This is a genomic window from Lactobacillus sp. W8174 (assembly GCF_016100975.1).
GTDB classification, from domain to species: domain Bacteria; phylum Bacillota; class Bacilli; order Lactobacillales; family Lactobacillaceae; genus Lactobacillus; species Lactobacillus juensis.
The window spans coordinates 407,536-423,899 of record NZ_JACFRN010000001.1 but is presented as its reverse complement, the minus strand read 5'-3'; the positions used below and the strand labels follow the sequence as shown (position 1 = coordinate 423,899).

Annotated in this window: 16 protein-coding genes; 14 read left to right on the top strand and 2 right to left on the bottom strand. The window is 37.1% G+C overall.

Annotated elements, in window-relative coordinates:
• The first annotated feature begins 1 nt into the window (after position 1).
• The 3 genes from der (at position 2) to H3U49_RS02140 (ending at position 3,153) form a co-directional block, all read left to right on the top strand.
• Positions 2-1,312, top strand: coding sequence for a ribosome biogenesis GTPase Der (der, locus tag H3U49_RS02150; protein WP_198179294.1), 1,311 nt, complete (start codon positions 2-4; stop codon positions 1,310-1,312).
• Between the two features lie 184 nt (positions 1,313-1,496).
• Positions 1,497-1,772, top strand: a complete 276-nt coding sequence (locus tag H3U49_RS02145) for an HU family DNA-binding protein (RefSeq protein WP_198179292.1) — start codon at positions 1,497-1,499, stop codon at positions 1,770-1,772.
• Positions 1,773-1,896: 124 nt separating this feature from the next.
• On the top strand, positions 1,897-3,153 hold the full coding sequence (locus H3U49_RS02140; protein ID WP_198179290.1) for a lipopolysaccharide assembly protein LapB: 1,257 nt from the start codon (positions 1,897-1,899) through the stop codon (positions 3,151-3,153).
• A 152-nt stretch (positions 3,154-3,305) separates the two neighbouring features.
• On the opposite strand, the gene H3U49_RS02135 is transcribed toward H3U49_RS02140, so the two are convergent.
• Entirely contained in the window at positions 3,306-4,193 is an 888-nt protein-coding gene (locus H3U49_RS02135) for a YitT family protein (RefSeq protein ID WP_198179288.1), read from the bottom strand.
• A gap of 82 nt (positions 4,194-4,275) precedes the next feature.
• Here H3U49_RS02135 and H3U49_RS02130 point away from each other — a divergent pair, with 82 nt between their 5' ends.
• Complete coding sequence (locus tag H3U49_RS02130; RefSeq protein ID WP_198179286.1) at positions 4,276-5,475, top strand: CCA tRNA nucleotidyltransferase; 1,200 nt, start codon at positions 4,276-4,278, stop codon at positions 5,473-5,475.
• A 1-nt stretch (position 5,476) separates the two neighbouring features.
• On the opposite strand, the gene H3U49_RS02125 is transcribed toward H3U49_RS02130, so the two are convergent.
• Positions 5,477-6,142, bottom strand: coding sequence for a hemolysin III family protein (locus H3U49_RS02125; RefSeq protein WP_198179284.1), 666 nt, complete (start codon positions 6,140-6,142; stop codon positions 5,477-5,479).
• 120 nt (positions 6,143-6,262) lie between these two features.
• Here H3U49_RS02125 and H3U49_RS02120 point away from each other — a divergent pair, with 120 nt between their 5' ends.
• From H3U49_RS02120 to hslU, 10 genes are all read left to right on the top strand, one after another.
• Entirely contained in the window at positions 6,263-7,123 is an 861-nt protein-coding gene (locus H3U49_RS02120) for a DegV family protein (RefSeq protein WP_034979218.1), read from the top strand.
• Between the two features lie 3 nt (positions 7,124-7,126).
• Positions 7,127-7,357 carry a YozE family protein gene (locus H3U49_RS02115; RefSeq protein WP_046324806.1) on the top strand — a complete coding sequence of 77 codons (231 nt, stop codon included), beginning with the start codon at positions 7,127-7,129 and terminating at the stop codon, positions 7,355-7,357.
• 51 nt (positions 7,358-7,408) lie between these two features.
• Entirely contained in the window at positions 7,409-8,248 is an 840-nt protein-coding gene (gene ylqF, locus H3U49_RS02110; protein ID WP_198179282.1) for a ribosome biogenesis GTPase YlqF, read from the top strand.
• Positions 8,245-9,000 carry a ribonuclease HII gene (locus H3U49_RS02105; protein ID WP_198179280.1) on the top strand — a complete coding sequence of 252 codons (756 nt, stop codon included), beginning with the start codon at positions 8,245-8,247 and terminating at the stop codon, positions 8,998-9,000. Before ylqF ends, H3U49_RS02105 begins: the two co-directional genes overlap by 4 nt.
• Positions 9,001-9,044: 44 nt before the next feature.
• Positions 9,045-9,896 (top strand): DNA-processing protein DprA, encoded by an 852-nt coding sequence (gene dprA / locus H3U49_RS02100; protein WP_198179278.1) that lies wholly within the window; start codon positions 9,045-9,047, stop codon positions 9,894-9,896.
• 61 nt (positions 9,897-9,957) lie between these two features.
• Positions 9,958-12,069 (top strand): type I DNA topoisomerase, encoded by a 2,112-nt coding sequence (gene topA, locus H3U49_RS02095; RefSeq protein ID WP_198179276.1) that lies wholly within the window; start codon positions 9,958-9,960, stop codon positions 12,067-12,069.
• 87 nt (positions 12,070-12,156) lie between these two features.
• Positions 12,157-13,473 carry a methylenetetrahydrofolate--tRNA-(uracil(54)-C(5))-methyltransferase (FADH(2)-oxidizing) TrmFO gene (gene trmFO / locus H3U49_RS02090; RefSeq protein WP_198179274.1) on the top strand — a complete coding sequence of 439 codons (1,317 nt, stop codon included), beginning with the start codon at positions 12,157-12,159 and terminating at the stop codon, positions 13,471-13,473.
• Positions 13,473-14,402 (top strand): tyrosine recombinase XerC, encoded by a 930-nt coding sequence (xerC, locus tag H3U49_RS02085; RefSeq protein WP_198179580.1) that lies wholly within the window; start codon positions 13,473-13,475, stop codon positions 14,400-14,402. The genes trmFO and xerC overlap by 1 nt, the downstream gene beginning before the upstream one ends.
• Positions 14,399-14,923, top strand: a complete 525-nt coding sequence (gene hslV, locus H3U49_RS02080) for an HslVU peptidase proteolytic subunit (RefSeq protein ID WP_046332086.1) — start codon at positions 14,399-14,401, stop codon at positions 14,921-14,923. The genes xerC and hslV overlap by 4 nt, the downstream gene beginning before the upstream one ends.
• A gap of 21 nt (positions 14,924-14,944) precedes the next feature.
• A complete protein-coding gene (gene hslU / locus H3U49_RS02075; RefSeq protein WP_198179272.1) occupies positions 14,945-16,354 on the top strand; it encodes an ATP-dependent protease ATPase subunit HslU in 1,410 nt (469 codons plus the stop codon).
• The last annotated feature ends 10 nt before the right edge of the window (positions 16,355-16,364 follow it).

Genomic DNA, 16,364 nt, shown 5'->3' with positions numbered 1-16,364 from the left:
AATGGTTTTACCCGTAGTTGCAATTGTAGGACAGCCTAATGTTGGTAAATCAACGCTTTTCAACCGTATTATTAATCAACGTTTAGCAATAGTAGAAGATAAACCAGGTGTAACCAGAGACCGAAATTATGCTCCAGCTGAGTGGCTAGGACATAAGTTTGATCTAATAGATACTGGCGGAATTACATGGGCAAATAGTAATATTGAAGAAGAAATCAGGGCGCAAGCAGAAATAGCGATTGAAGAAGCTGATGTCATTGTTTTTTTAACTAATGTTACTAATCATGTTACTAATCTTGATGAACGGATAGCTCAAATGCTTTATCAAACTAAAAAGCCAGTGATTTTAGCAGTTAACAAAGCAGATAATCCTGAACAACGCATGGACATTTATGACTTTTACAGTTTAGGTTTTGGTGATCCAATCCCAATTTCCAGTGTACATGGAACGGGTATTGGAGATCTACTTGATCAAATAGTAGCTAGCTTGCCTAAAGATATGAGCGTGAACGATAATGAGCAGATATCATTTAGTGTTATTGGTAGGCCCAATGTAGGTAAATCTTCAATTGTTAATCGTTTGGTAGGCGAGAAAAGGGTGATCGTTAATAACGAAGAAGGAACCACCCGAGATGCTGTCGACACACCGTTTAAAACTAAAGACGGCACAAAATTCAGAATTGTAGATACGGCAGGTATCAGACGGCGAGGAAAAGTTTATGAAAAAACTGAAAAATATTCAGTAATGAGAGCGATGGGGGCAATTGAACATTCTGATGTTGTCTGCTTGGTTCTTGATGCCAGTACAGGTATCAGGGAACAGGATAAACATGTTGCCGGCTATGCTCATGATGCTGGACGCGGCCTTATTATTTTGGTTAATAAATGGGACTTACCAAAGAAAACCAGCAATAGTGGCAAAGACTTTGAAGAAACTATTCGAACTGAATTTCAGTATCTTGATTATGCTCCAATCTTGTTTGTCTCGGCTAAAACTGGTCAAAATATAGAAAAGATTCCGAAACTAGTACAAACAGTTTATCGAAATCAACAACAGAGAATTAAGTCCAGTGTATTAAATGATCTCCTATTAGAAGCAAGCAAATTGGTGCCTACACCAATGATTAAAGGTAAAAGATTGCGGGTTTATTATATGACCCAAGTGTCTACTAATCCGCCAACATTTGTAGTTTTCGTAAATGATCCTGAATTAATGCATTTTTCTTATCAACGCTTTTTGATCAATCAGTTACGGGAAAATTTTGATTTTACGGGCACCCCAATTAAGATAATTGCACGAAAAAGAAAATAGTTTGTATCTACCAAATGCATAAAAATCACATTTTTAGATTAAATTGCTTGTTGTATCAAGGGTTTTGTGCTATTTTGAAATCAAGGAAATAGTGATTTGAATAATCATTTATTCCTTGTTCCTTATTTGAGGAACTAATCAGGAATCTTAAAGTAAGGTTCAAGTTTCAGGAGGTGAATTCCCAATGGCAAATAAAGCAGAATTAGTCACTGAAGTTGCATCAAAAACTAAGTTAACCAAAAAAGATGCGGCTACAGCTGTTGATGCAATTTTTAGTTCTATTCAAGATGACCTTTCTAAAGGCAAAAAAGTACAATTAATTGGTTTCGGAACTTTTGAAGTGCGTAAGCGTGCAGCCCGTAAAGGACGTAATCCACAAACTGGCAAAGAAATTCAAATTCCAGCAAGTGTTGTGCCAGCATTTAGACCTGGTAAAGCTCTTAAAGAAGCTGTTAAATAGCTTAATAGTTTTATCTAAAAAGATGGTGGCTAATTCGCCATCATCTTTTTTTGTGTTATCATTTAATAATGATTAATTGCCACAATGATTGGCATACTTAGATCAAAAAAATGGAGGAATGAGAATGAGCTACTCTGAACAGCTTCTTGATGCAATTGAGCAGCAGGACTTTTCTCAAGAAAAAATATTATTAAAAAAGGCTTTGGAGAATGATAAACCTGAAATTTTAGCATCATTAGCTGAAAATTTAGTGGGATTGGGTTTTTCTGATTTAGCTAAAGAAATATATCGCAGCTTAATTGCACGCTTTCCCCAAGAGGATCTATTTAAAATTTATTTAGCTGAGATTTTATTAAATGATGGCAAAGATGATGATGGTCTAACTTTGCTCTATAATATTGCTCCTGATTCTTCCTCTTATCTTGACAGCCTATTAGTTCAAGCCGATTATTATCAAACCAATGGATTGGTTGAGACGGCCTATCAAAAACTGTTAGAAGCAGAAAAAATTGCCCCAGATGAGGATGTCGTCAAGTTTGGTTTAGCTGAACTGGATTATCTTAGTGGTAACTATGAACGGGCTCTTAATAGATACCAAGATTTAATAAAACGACATAAAACCTTTAGTGAAGTGAACTTAAATGATCGCCTTTTTCAAACTCTTGCAAAATTAGGACGTTATGAAGAAGCCGGCGAAATCATTTCTAAAAATGGCAATGATATTCTCGATATTGATAGTAAATATCAGGCTGCATTAGTTATGTTAACTTTACATAAAGACGATCAGGCAATTAAATACTTAAATGAGGTAATTGATCAGAGTCCCGATTATGTAAATGCGTACCGCTTGCTAACTACAGCATACGAGCACAAGAACAATAATGAACAGGAATTACGTTCTGCTCAGGCCGGTCTTGCCTACAATGAACTAGATCCAGTTTTATACAAAAAGGGTGCACAAGCAGCAATTAAACTAAACGAATTAGATACTGCTGAAAACTTGCTAAAAAAGGGGATTAAAAATATTCCTGAAAGTTTTGACTTACGCATCCAGTTGTCTAATCTTTATGTTAAAGAAAATAAGAATGAAGAAAATATTGCTCTTTTTGCTAAAGTTGACGATGAAGATTTAGAGCCGCAAGTTCATTGGAATTTAGCTCTTTCTTACCAAAATTTAGACCAGAGCGCAAAAGCCAAAAGTGAATTTTTACTGGCATATCCTGAATTTAAAAACAATAGTACTTTTTTAAAGCAAATGATACGCTTTTTTAATACTGAACCGAATGCTAAAGAGATTGTCAGTGAGTTACTAAATTCGTATTTGAAACTTGAACCCGAAGATACTGAAATGCAGGATTTATATGATGAATTACGGACATAATGGGAAGTACACAAGCAGTTAGCAGATAAAAAATATCTCTTACTTTTGTTCAAATTTCACTATTTAAAAATTTAACAGGCTAATAGATCATTATAGGTTTATTAGCCTGTTGTTTTTTACTAGCTCTCACTGAATTAGCTTGAAGTTAAAAATTATTTTCTAATCAAAAGATGATGGCTTTTTTGCTTATAAGTAAAACCCTCTCCTAAGACTTCATGTACTTCAATGACGCTTACAAAAGCCTGAGGGTCTTCTGCAGCTATTAACTCTTTTACTAATGGAATTTCTCGTGGAGAAACTACCAGATAGATTACAGGGCGCTTAGTTTTTTTATAACCACCGCGAGCTTCAAAATAAGTAAAGCCTCGGTCTAATTTAAGGTCTATCATTTTGGCTATTTGCTGATAATTATCCGAAATAATAATTAAGCCACGTGCAGAATAGGCTCCTTGTTGCACTGCATCCATCACCCTGGAAAGAATGAATGCAGCTACCAGGGTATACATAATATGCTTAAGGTCTAAATATGATAGAGATGACAATAAAATAATCGTGTCACAGAACAATAAAACTTTGCCAGAAGACATGCCATATTTCATTTGCATAATGCGGGCAATGATGTCTGTCCCTCCGGAAGTGCCGTTATATCGAAAAACCAGGCCCAGACCAAGACCAGAAAGTGTTCCGGCAAGTATCGCGGATAAGAAGAGGTCGTGTTCTAAGTTCAATTGATATATAATAGGAATTAAGCGCCAGAACCATAAGAAAAATGACAGCCATAAGGTTCCCCAGATAGTATAGGCTAAGAGTCTTTTCCCCATGAAACGATAGCCCAAAATAATTAAAGGGATATTTAATAACAGAGATGACAGGCCCATATTAATGCCCCAGAAGTGTCTCAAAAGCAAAGTAATGCCACTAATGCCACCATCTGTGAGCTGGTTTGGCACTGAGATCATGTCAAGACTGAGGCCATAAATGCCACAGCCAATCATAATCATTATAAGTTCAAAAATAATTCTTTTGTTGTTTTTTTGCATAATAGAACTTTTCCTTTAAATTAGTACTTTAAAACTACCACAAATTAAAAATAAAAACACAGATAAATGAGTTGATAAAATAATGTTAAAAATAAATAATTTACCACCGATTTTTACAGCCGCGTTTCCAGTGCTTAAGCAATTAGAACAAGCTGGCTATGAAGCTTATTTTGTTGGAGGGTCAATCCGTGATTTGATTTTAAACAGACCCATTCATGACATTGATATTGCTAGTAGCGCATATCCAGAAGAAGTAAAAAGACTCTTTCCCAAAACTATCGATACGGGAATTAAACATGGTACAGTTACTGTTTTAAATGATGGCGCTAGTTATGAAATTACCACGTTTAGAACAGAATCAGGCTACCAAGACTTTCGCAGACCGGATCATGTCACTTTTGTGCAAAATCTGGCTGAAGATTTGAAAAGGCGCGATTTTACCATCAATGCATTGGCAATGAATAGAACCGGTGAAGTAATCGATCTTTTTAATGGATTAGGGGATTTGCAAAAGCACCTTATTAAAGCAGTAGGAGATCCTATGAAAAGATTTCATGAAGATGCTTTACGTATGATGAGAGCAGTCCGCTTCATGAGTCAGCTTAATTTTGATATTGAATCTCAAACTAAAGAAGCAGTAAGTGACTTACATCAGTTATTGTCCAAGATTTCAGTCGAAAGAATTCGTGATGAATTTGTCAAAATGGGTACTGGAATAAATTCCCGGGATGCCTTCAAAATCTTTTTACAAACTAAATTAAGTGAAAGTGTGCCAGATTTTGCTGGTAAAAGTGATTTATTGGCAATATATCCAAAATTGAAATTTAATCCCAGTATGGAAACTAGCCTATGGTCTATAATTATTATTTTGTTAAAAATTTCAGATGACCAAATAGCTCGTTTCATGCGTGATTGGAAAAATTCAAATGCTATGACAGAAAAAGTTAGAAAAATTGTGGCTCTGTTTGATTTGATTTCTGAGAAATCGCCTTCTGATCTTGAACTGTTTAATGCTGGCAAGGAAATCTTGCTAAACACAATAGATGTGGCGCATATTTTAGGACAGCCAGTCAATTCCGAAGCATTGGTCGACCGCTATACTGCTTTGCCAATCAAGTCAATGTCAGAATTAGCTGTTGACGGACAATTTTTAATTGCAAACGGTATAAAACCTGGTCCGAAATTGGGCCAAATCCTCAATCAAATTAAGCAAAAAGTTATTGCAGGTGAGTTAAACAACTCTGAGGATGATATTCAAGACTATTTGCAGCAAATAGATTAACCTAGACGTAGAATAGCACAGAGAAAAACATTAAAGTTGAGCCTAAAATGACAAATAGGTGCCAAATTACGTGAATAAAGGGAATTCTTTTCATTGTATACAATAGGGCACCTACCGTATAAGCTACACCGCCGCTAACTAAAAGCCAAAATCCAACAGGACTGAGCCGAACATACAAATGGTTACCAGCTAAAATTACTAGCCAACCCATGGCTACATATAAAATAGTATCTAATATGACATGTTTACCTCGGTTAAAAATGTAGTAAATGATACCAAATATTGCAATTAGCCAAACTAGAGTAAACAACATTATGCCCCATTTGCCACCAATCGCTACCAGGGAAAAGGGAGTGTATGATCCTGCAATCAGCAAAAAAATTGATGAATGATCAAAAATTTGGAAAACATTGCGGGCTCGAGTGAAGATGAGACTATGAAAAAGTGTAGAGAAAAGATAAAGCAGCAGCAAACATGAACCATAAATAGTAAATGTAACAATTCTCAGGGGACTATGAGTTGAAACGGCTTTAATAATTAGTAGCACTAATCCTGCAACTGCTAGGCAAAAGCCAATTCCATGCGTGACAGCACTAAGAATGTTATCTACTAAGTAATATGTTTTTGATCTCTGCGCAGGTTCCTGCCAAATTTTTTGCAATTTCATTATGAAACAGTTTGTTCGCTTTCTTTTTTTTACTAGTTTTTTTGCTATAATAATTATAATTAATACAGTTCACATTCTATCATAAATGAGAACATCAAATCAGAATTGAGGGCGAGTACGTTGTCAGAAATAAAAATTTTGACTGATTCTTCCGCGCAATTAACACCGGAAGAAATAAAAAAATATCATATCACCGTTGTGCCTTTATCGGTCACAATCGATGGTGATACTTATCTTGACGGAGTGGAAATAACCAGACAGCAATTTGTCCAAAAAATGAGTGAATCTAAAAAGTTGCCAACTACGAGTCAACCACCTATAGGAACCATGGTTGATACGATTAATGAGTTAACTAAAGATGGTAGCGAAGTCATTGGCATATTTTTGGCGAAGGTATTAAGCGGCACAATTGATGCGGCTCGTCAGGCAGTTAAGCTAACTGGTAAATCAGATCTGGTACATATAGTTGACTCTGAATTAACTGATCGTTCTGAAGGATTTCAGGTTTTGGCAGCCGCGCGAGATATTGCCGCTGGCAAAAGTATTCCTGAAATTTTGGCTCATATTGAAAAAATTAAAAAAACTCAGCGTTTGCATTTACTTATTGTCAATTTAGAAAATGTGGTTAAAGGTGGACGCCTAGGTCCTTTGGCTGGTAAAATTGTCAACATGCTTAATATACACATTGAATTGCAGATGCCGAATGGTCATTTGAAAATTGCTAAAAAGGGCAGAGGCAAAAAATTTTCTTTAGCTTTTGATAAACGCATTTTAGATGAAATTGAGGCCAACAAAGAAAAAATTAAGGAAGTTGGTATCTCATACGTTGCAACAGGCAGCACACCGCAAAAGCTACTCGATTTTGCCCAAAAAATTAAAGATATTAATTCCAAAATTGACGTTTTAGTGCGAGAAACCAGTCCTATTATTGCAACGCATGCAGGGATGGGTGCTTATGCAGTTTTGTATTATACGGAGTAAAAATTGGCATATAGAGAAAGCTTTTATCGCTATCTAATGACTCAGCGCAATGCTGATTCAAATGATGAAGTTGCGCAGTTTGCAAACAATGCACAAAATGATCAGACTTTTCCTAAGCAAGAGCAAAATTATGAAAAATTATCTGATTATCTTGAACTTAATGCTGGCTATTTACCAAGCATGAGCATTTTTGACAAAGCATATCAAATGTATCGTGAAAAGATGACGTATTAAATTAGGGCTCCTAGGTGCTATGGGGCCCTTTTCACGTAAGAAAGGCAAAAAATGGTTAATATTCAGTGGTATCCCGGGCATATGAACAAAGCGCGGAATCAGCTTGAAGATAAAATGAATTTAATTGATGTCATTATAGAAGTTTTAGATGCACGTATTCCTCAATCGTCACGCAATCCGATGATCGAAAAACTTGTAGGTGACAAACCGCATTTAATTATTTTAAATAAAGCTGATTTGGCAGATCCAGTGATGACTAAAAGGTGGCAGAAAAAGTTTACCACTAAAGGAAAGTTTGTGATGGCTCTGGATTCTCTTCATAATACCAATATGCAAGTGCTAGTGAAGATGATCAAAAAAGCTGCTGCAGCGAAAATTAAAAAATTACAACAAAAAGGTGCAACTAGTCCTGTCATCAGAGTTGCAATAGCTGGAATTCCCAATTGTGGCAAGTCCACAATTATTAACCGTCTTGTTGGTCGCAATGTGACTCAGGTTGGTAATAAGCCAGGCGTAACCAAAGGGCAAAATTGGCTCAAAACAGCCGATAACATTCAGATTTTAGATACTCCCGGCATTCTGTGGCCTAAATTCGAAGATCAAACAGTCGGATTAAAGCTTGCGGCACTTGGAGCAATTAAGGATACTGTTTTCAGCGCTGATGATGTTGCCTTATTTTTATTAGCAAATTTACGTAAACACTATTTAAATGATTTAAGCAAGTTTGCTAGAACTTCCAAAGAAGAAATTCAACACATTAATGATACTGATCTGTTACTGGGACTAACGGAAGAATATGGTATGCGTGACGATTATGATCGGTTTTCTATGTATTTATTGCAAAGATTGCGTAAAGGAAAAGTGGGAAGGATTACTTTGGATCGATTATGACAATTGGTGAAATAAAAAAATTACTGGCACAGGGCTCACTCAATAATGAAGATTTGAGTATTTTAGAAAATGATACTCGTGTGGGTGTCCAAAAGCTCTTACTAAGTTATCATAATCGTCAGCAAAAATTAGCCAAGAAAAAAGCCGCATTCATAAAAAGATTTGCCTATGAAAAAACTTTTTGGGCAAAAAAAGAGATTGTTGCAGGGGTAGATGAAGTCGGCAGAGGACCGTTAGCCGGTCCTGTTGTGACAGCCGCCGTAATCATTGATGACAGCTTTGATTTGACTGATGTCAATGACTCTAAAAAATTAAGCGCCAGTCGCCGCCAAGAATTATATCCCTTAATTTTAAAGGAAGCAGTTAGTGTGGCAATCGGCTTAAAAAGTCCGCAAGTGATTGATGAAATAAATATTTATGAAGCAGATCGTTTGGCAATGGCTGAGGCTGTAAAGAATTTAGACGTTAAGCCTGATGCTTTGCTTGTTGATGCTATGCAAGTACCGGTTAAATTGCCGCAGGTTCGGTTAATAAAAGGTGACGCTAAATCAAATTCAATTGCTGCTGCTTCAATTGTTGCCAAAGTATTCAGGGATAACTTGATGGCAGACTATGCCAAAATTTATCCCGAGTATCATTTTGATGAAAATGCTGGCTATGGCACTCAAGCTCATCTTCAAGCACTGGCAAAATATGGACCAACGCCAATTCATCGTAAAACTTTTGCACCAGTGAATTCTTTTTATAAATAAAAAATATTCCTCCTTTTTACGTATTTGTATTTAGGAGGTTTTTTATGAAGATTACCAATTTTCTTTTGCGCTTAAAATTACAAAAAGGTATTGGATATGTTAAGATGTTACAAGTTGCTAGTCAATTGCAAGTTGCTGATATTGATATTCAAACTATTAAAAACTTGAATTTGACCAGTAATTTGATAAATGTCTGTCTGAATGCTTATAATGACAGATATGCGGATAAAATGATCAGAAGAATAGAAAAGCAATGTCGGGTTATTAGCTTTTTTGACGCAGAATATCCCGAAAAACTACGACAAATATACCAGCCACCTTTAATTTTATTTTTACAGGGGAATCGGGAACTACTTCAACAAAAAATCATAACAATTGTCGGCTCCCGTCAAGCCACTAATTATAGCAGAGTAGTTTTGAATAAACTTGTGCCCAATCTAATAAAAGATGATTTTATTATTGCCAGTGGACTGGCTAAAGGTGTGGACGTTATGGCACATAAGGCAGCACTGAAATTTAATGGTCAAACAATTGCAGTGGTGGGCAATGGTTTAAACCATTTTTATCCGCAGATAAATCATCAGGTGCAAGAAGAAATTGCTCAAAAAGGCTTATTAGTGAGTGAATATTTGCCTGATACTCCACCAAAGCCTTATAGATTTCCCCAGCGAAACAGAATTTTGGCTGGGATAGCTGAAAGTGTAATTGTTACTGAGGCAAAGCAGAAGTCAGGCTCTCTAATTACAGCAAACATAGCTCTACAAGAAAATCGGGACATTTATGCTTTACCTGGTCCTATTACCAGTGAACTATCTCAAGGACCCAATAAACTAATTCAAGCAGGTGCTTATCCGATCACTGATTTTGATTTGCAACTTGAAAGATTTGACAATTAGTAGTTAAATATTCTATTCTCAAATGAGTATTTAAAAAAAGAATTTAATGAGGAGGCTTTTGATGCCTACTAAATCAAAGCCAAAGAAACGTAAGAAGACACTAGTAATAGTTGAGTCTCCGGCTAAGGCTAAAACAATTGAAAAATATTTAGGACGTAATTATCGTGTAATTGCTTCTAAAGGTCATATTCGTGACTTGCCAAAGTCGCAAATGGGAATTGATTTTGATAATAATTATAAGCCAAAATATATTTCTATTAGAGGTAAGGGCGACACTATTAAGGAACTTAAGTCGGAAGCTAAAAAAGCCAAAGATGTTTATTTGGCGTCTGACCCGGACCGTGAAGGTGAAGCAATTGCCTGGCATGTTGCTCATGTGCTCAATTTAGATCAAAAAGATAAAAATCGCGTTACCTTTAATGAGGTAACAAAGGACGCTGTCAAAAACAGCTTTAAAAACCCAAGAACAATCGACATGGACACTGTCAATGCACAGCAGGCCCGCCGTATTTTAGACAGAATCGTTGGTTACTCGCTTTCGCCAATTTTGTGGGAAAAGGTCAAAAAAGGACTGAGTGCCGGACGTGTTCAATCAGTCGCATTAAAATTGGTCATTGATCGCGAAAAAGAGATCAAAAACTTTAAGCCACAGGAATATTGGACAATTGAGGCAGAATTTAAGAAATTAAAAAAGACTTTCAATGGCCAGTTTTGGGGTATTAATGGCAAAAAGACGGATTTATCCGATAATGATTCTGTCCAAAAAGTTTTGGCTAAAATTGATAAAAAGAAAAGCTTTCAAGTCGAAAATGTGGTTAAACGTGAGCGCAGGCGGCAGCCTGCCGCTCCCTTTACAACTTCAACGATGCAGCAGGAAGCAAATAAACGCTTAAATTATCGCACCCGCAGAACAATGAGTATTGCGCAGCAACTGTATGAAGGGATTAGTTTAGGCAAACAGGGAACTGTTGGTTTGATCACCTATATGAGAACTGATTCCAAACGCACATCCCCAGTTGCTCAAGCCGAAGCATCTAAATTTTTAAATGAAAATTATGGTAAAGAATATGCTGCCAAAGGAGCACGCCATTTTAAAAATCAAGAGGATGCTCAAGATGCCCATGAAGCTATTAGGCCAACTAGTGTTTATCGCACCCCAGAGTCTCTCAAGTCTGTTTTAACTACTGAACAATATCGTTTGTATAAGTTGATTTGGTCTAGATTTTTGGCCAGTGAAATGACTCCCGCTGTTTACGACACAGTAAGAGCAGATATTACGCAAAATGGAGTGATATTCAGAACTACGGGCTCAAAAATGAAATTTGCCGGCTTTACTAAAGTTTATGATAATCAACAGGAAAAAAATGTTGAATTACCTGAATTAAATGACGGAGATATGGTTAAATTAGCCAAATCTGATAATAAACAACATTTTACTATGCCACCTGCCAGATACACGGAGGCCAGCTTAGTTCATTCGCTTGAGGAAAATGGTGTTGGTCGTCCTTCGACCTATGCACCAACTATTGATACGATTCAACGTCGTTATTATGTCAAATTGGATGGTAAATCAATTGTCCCAACTGAACTGGGAGAAATTGTAGACAATTTAATTGAGAAATTTTTCCCGGATATTGTCAACATTGACTTCACAGCGCAACTAGAAAATGATCTCGACGGTATTGAAGAGGGCAAGAAAAATTGGGTCAAAGTAATTGATGATTATTACCATCCCTTTAAAAAAGAACTAGATAAAGCCGATGCTGATATCAAAAAGGTGCAGATTAAAGATGAACCTGCTGGTTTTAATTGTGATATCTGTGGGGCGCCGATGGTTATTAAAATGGGACGCTATGGTAAATTTTACGCCTGTTCACGTTTTCCGGATTGTCGCAATACAAAGGCAATTGTAAAAAAGGTTGGCGTTATTTGTCCAAAATGTGGCAAAGGTGACGTGATTGAGAAAAAATCAAAACGTAACCGCAAGTTCTATGGCTGTTCCCGTTATCCTGATTGTGACTTTGTTTCTTGGGACAAGCCTATTAACCGAAATTGCCCTAACTGTGGTCATTTTCTAGTTGAAAAACGAAATAAAAAAGGACCTGTTGTTCTTTGTCCAAATGGCGATTATAAAGAAGAAACGAGTGCTGAAAAAGATACTGTAGAAAGTTAAATTTATGTTAATATCATCAGATCAGTCATGATTTGATGATATTCTTGTATATAAAGTAAAATAATTTTAGTAAAGGAATATGATCATATGCCAGAAAGAGTAACTGTAATTGGTGGCGGCTTGGCCGGAAGTGAGGCAGCCTGGCAACTTGCAAAACGTGGTATCACTGTCGATTTATACGAAATGCGCCCTAAAAAAATGACCCCGGCGCATAAAACAGATCGGCTGGCTGAACTGGTGTGCACGAATTCAATGCGTTCAAATCAGTTATCTAATGCTGTAGGTTTATTAAAAGAAGAAATGCGTCAGCTTGATTCACTGATTATGACAGCTGCTGACCATTCCCAGGTACCTGCTGGTGGAGCATTAGCAGTTGATAGAACTCAATTCAGTGACTATGTCACAAATAAGCTACACGCACTGCCAAATATTAATTTTCATACTGAAGAGATTACCCAGATTCCAACCGATCGAATTGCAATTATTGCTACGGGTCCATTGACTAGTGATAAACTGGCCGAAGAGATACAGAAGTTTTCAGGTAATGAAAGTCTGCACTTTTTTGACGCAGCGGCACCTATAATTGCTGCCGATTCGATTGATATGGATATCGTTTATAAGAAATCTCGTTATGACAAAGGTGAAGCTGCATATCTAAATTGTCCTATGACAAAGGAAGAATATGAAAAATTTGCTCGGGAATTGGTTAATGCGGAGACTGCAGAAGTTCACAGCTTTGAAAACAGTGACGTTTTTGAGGGCTGTATGCCGATTGAAGTTATGGCTCAAAGAGGTATGAAAACTATGCTTTTTGGTCCTCTTAAACCTGTAGGACTAGAAAATCCAGCTACTGGAAAGACTCCCTACGCTGTTGTTCAGCTTAGACAAGATAATGCTGTAGCTTCAATGTATAACGTCGTTGGCTTCCAGACTCATCTAAAATATGGTGAACAAAAGCGAGTTTTTGGCATGATTCCAGGTCTGGCTCATGCTCGTTTTATCAGATACGGCAAAATGCATCGCAATACTTACATGGCTTCTCCAGCGGTATTATCTGCCGCATATGAAACCAAAAAGCAACCAGGTCTATTCTTTGCAGGACAAGTGACTGGAGTTGAAGGATATGTTGAAAGTGCTGGCAGTGGCCTGGTTTCTGGGATTAACGCTGCTAGAAGAGCAATTGGCCAAGAACCGGTTGCTTTTCCTAAACAAACAGCTTTAGGATCAATGGCTAATTACGTAACTACTGCTGACATTAAGCATTTTCAACCTATGAATGCCAGTTTTGCATTAATTCCAGGACTTGAAGGTCCTAAAGTGCGCAATAAGAAAGAGCGTCACTTAAAGATTAGTCAACGCGGCTTAGAATGTTTGAAGGAATTTCAACTGGAAGTGCTGCAATAATGGACGCTAAAAAAGATGAGCTGCTAAACCTGTTCACATCCTATTTGCGTAATGAAAGACAGTATAGTTCTAAAACAATAAAGGCTTATCAAACAGATTTGCTTGAGGCTGAAAAATTTTGGCAAGAAAATGGCGGCTTTAATGGTTGGACAAAAATAGACAGACGTGATGTTGAAATTTTTTTACAAAACTTAACAGAACGCAATTTAGCGCGCTCGACGCAGTCGCGTAAAATGTCTAGCCTCAGGTCGTTTTATCACTTTTTAACTAGACGAAAAATTGTTAAAATAGATCCAACGCAAACAATTGTTTTGCGCACTAAAGAACGAAAGTTACCCCAGTTTTTTTATGCACCAGAAATGAAGCAGGTATTTGACTCTTTAAGTGGGAATGAACCCTTGACTTTACGTAATTTAGCATTAATTGAATTGTTTTATACTACTGGGATGAGGGTTAGCGAAGTAAGCAACTTAACAAGAAAGCAAGTAGATTTAGATTTAAAGATAATTCTGGTACACGGTAAAGGTAATAAAGACAGGTACGTTGCGTTTGATGATAAAACTAAAGCGGCTTTGGTTAATTATTTGGGAAACAGTCGTGATCAACTTGTAAAAGGTGATGATAGTTCAGATTATGTCTTTTTAAATAATAAAGGCAAACCATTAACGGATCGTGGCATCGAGTATATTATGCAAAGGGTTTTTAATAAGGCTGGCATTAATGGTAAGGTACACCCGCACGAATTGCGCCATTCATTTGCTACGGCAATGTTGAATAACGGTGCAGATTTACGCAGTGTACAAGAACTTTTAGGTCATGATAATTTATCAACTACCCAAATATATACACATGTGACTATGAGCCACTTACAGGCAAATTATGAAAAGTACTTTACTCGCAATGATAAGAAAGATGAGGCAAAAAAATGACAACAATATGTTCAGTCAAATTTAATGGAAAAACCGCAATTGCGGGAGATGGTCAGGTAACCTTAGGTGAAAAAGTAATCGCCAAAGCTACAGCTAAAAAGATTAGACGTATTTATCACGACCAGGTTGTAATTGGTTTTGCTGGTGGCGTAGCCGATGCAGTCAGTCTGCAAGATATGCTTGAAGGTAAATTGGAAGCTTTTGGGGGCGATTTGCGCAGGGCTGCTGTGGAAATGGCACAGGCATGGCGAAAAGACGCCACCCTGCAAAAACTGGAGGCCATGCTCATTGCTTTTAACGAAAAGGACCTTTTATTAATTTCCGGCAATGGTGAAGTGCTCGAACCAGATGAAAATGTGGTTGCGATCGGTTCTGGTGGCAACTTTGCTCAGGCTGCAGCCATCGCAATGACTAGACATTCGTCCAATATGAGTGCCAGTGAAATTGCTCATGAAGCTGTTGAAATTGCTTCCGGAATTGATATCTTTACTGATAACCAGATTATCACTGACGAATTGTAAAAAACGAGGCAGATAAACAATATGGAAACGAAAACACCAAAGCAAATTGTTAATTTACTTAATGAATACATTATAGGCCAAGATGAAGCTAAAAAAGCAGTTGCAGTGGCTCTTTATAATCGTTATCGCAGAATGCAGCTGCCTAAGAAAATGCAAGAAGATATCACACCTAAAAACCTGTTAATGGCGGGGCCCACTGGTGTTGGTAAAACAGAAATCGCCAGAAGATTAGCAGCGATTGTTAATGCGCCATTTGTCAAAGTGGAAGCAACAAAATTTACTGAAGTTGGTTATGTCGGTCGTGATGTTGAGTCAATGGTGCGCGATTTGGTAAATGAAGCAGTGCGCATGGAAGAAAAAGACCAATTTGATCGTGTTCGTGCTCAGGCAACTAAAGAGGCCAACAAAATTTTAGTACGTCTGCTTGTTCCCGGAATCAAAAAAGATAAAAGAAAAAATCAGATGCAGGAATGGCAAGATATGATGTCAATGATCATGTCAGGAGGTCAAAACAATGATCAGTCTTCTGAAGCAGACCAGGAAGAAATAACCGATGATGTCCGCAATGAGCGTCTTACTGTTTCAGAGCAATTAAGTAAAGGTTTACTGGAAAATCGGGAGGTCACTATCGAAGTTGAACAAGCTCCCAAAGTCAATCCCATGGGTGACATGATGGGACAAATGGGAATTGATATGAGCTCAATGCTTAATGATTTGGTTCCTAAAAAGAAAATTAAACGTACCCTGGCAGTTAAAGATGCCCGGGAAGTATTAATTCAACAAGAATCTCGCAAGATGATTGATTATGATTCCGTTTATCAAAAAGCTATTGAGCGTACGGCAAATAACGGCATTATTTTCATTGATGAAATCGATAAAATTACTGCCGGCAATAAGAAAACTTCAGGTGAAGTATCACGCGAAGGTGTGCAAAGAGATATTTTGCCAATTGTAGAGGGCTCGACGGTTCAAACTAAATATGGTCCTGTAGCAACAGATCACATACTCTTTATTGCAGCTGGAGCTTTTTCTGAATCCAAACCAAGCGATTTAATTCCCGAATTGCAAGGTCGTTTTCCAATTAGGGTTGAACTTAATGCCTTATCTAAAGACGATTTTGTTAAAATTCTCAAGGATCCAGAAGATTCACTTTTAGAACAATATGTCGCCTTGATGAAAGCTGACGGAATCAAATTAGTCTTTACACAAGAAGCAGTTGATCGGATTGCTCAAATTGCTTATGACGTAAACCAGGGAACTGACAACATTGGTGCCAGAAGATTGTCAACAATTCTTGAAAAGTTGCTGGAAGATGTTTTGTATGAGGGTCCAGATATGTCTATGGGCGAAATTACAGTAACTGAGGCATACGTTAACGAAAAACTTAGTGATATAATAACAAATAAAGATTTAACTAAGTTCATTCTTTAACAAAGGTGAT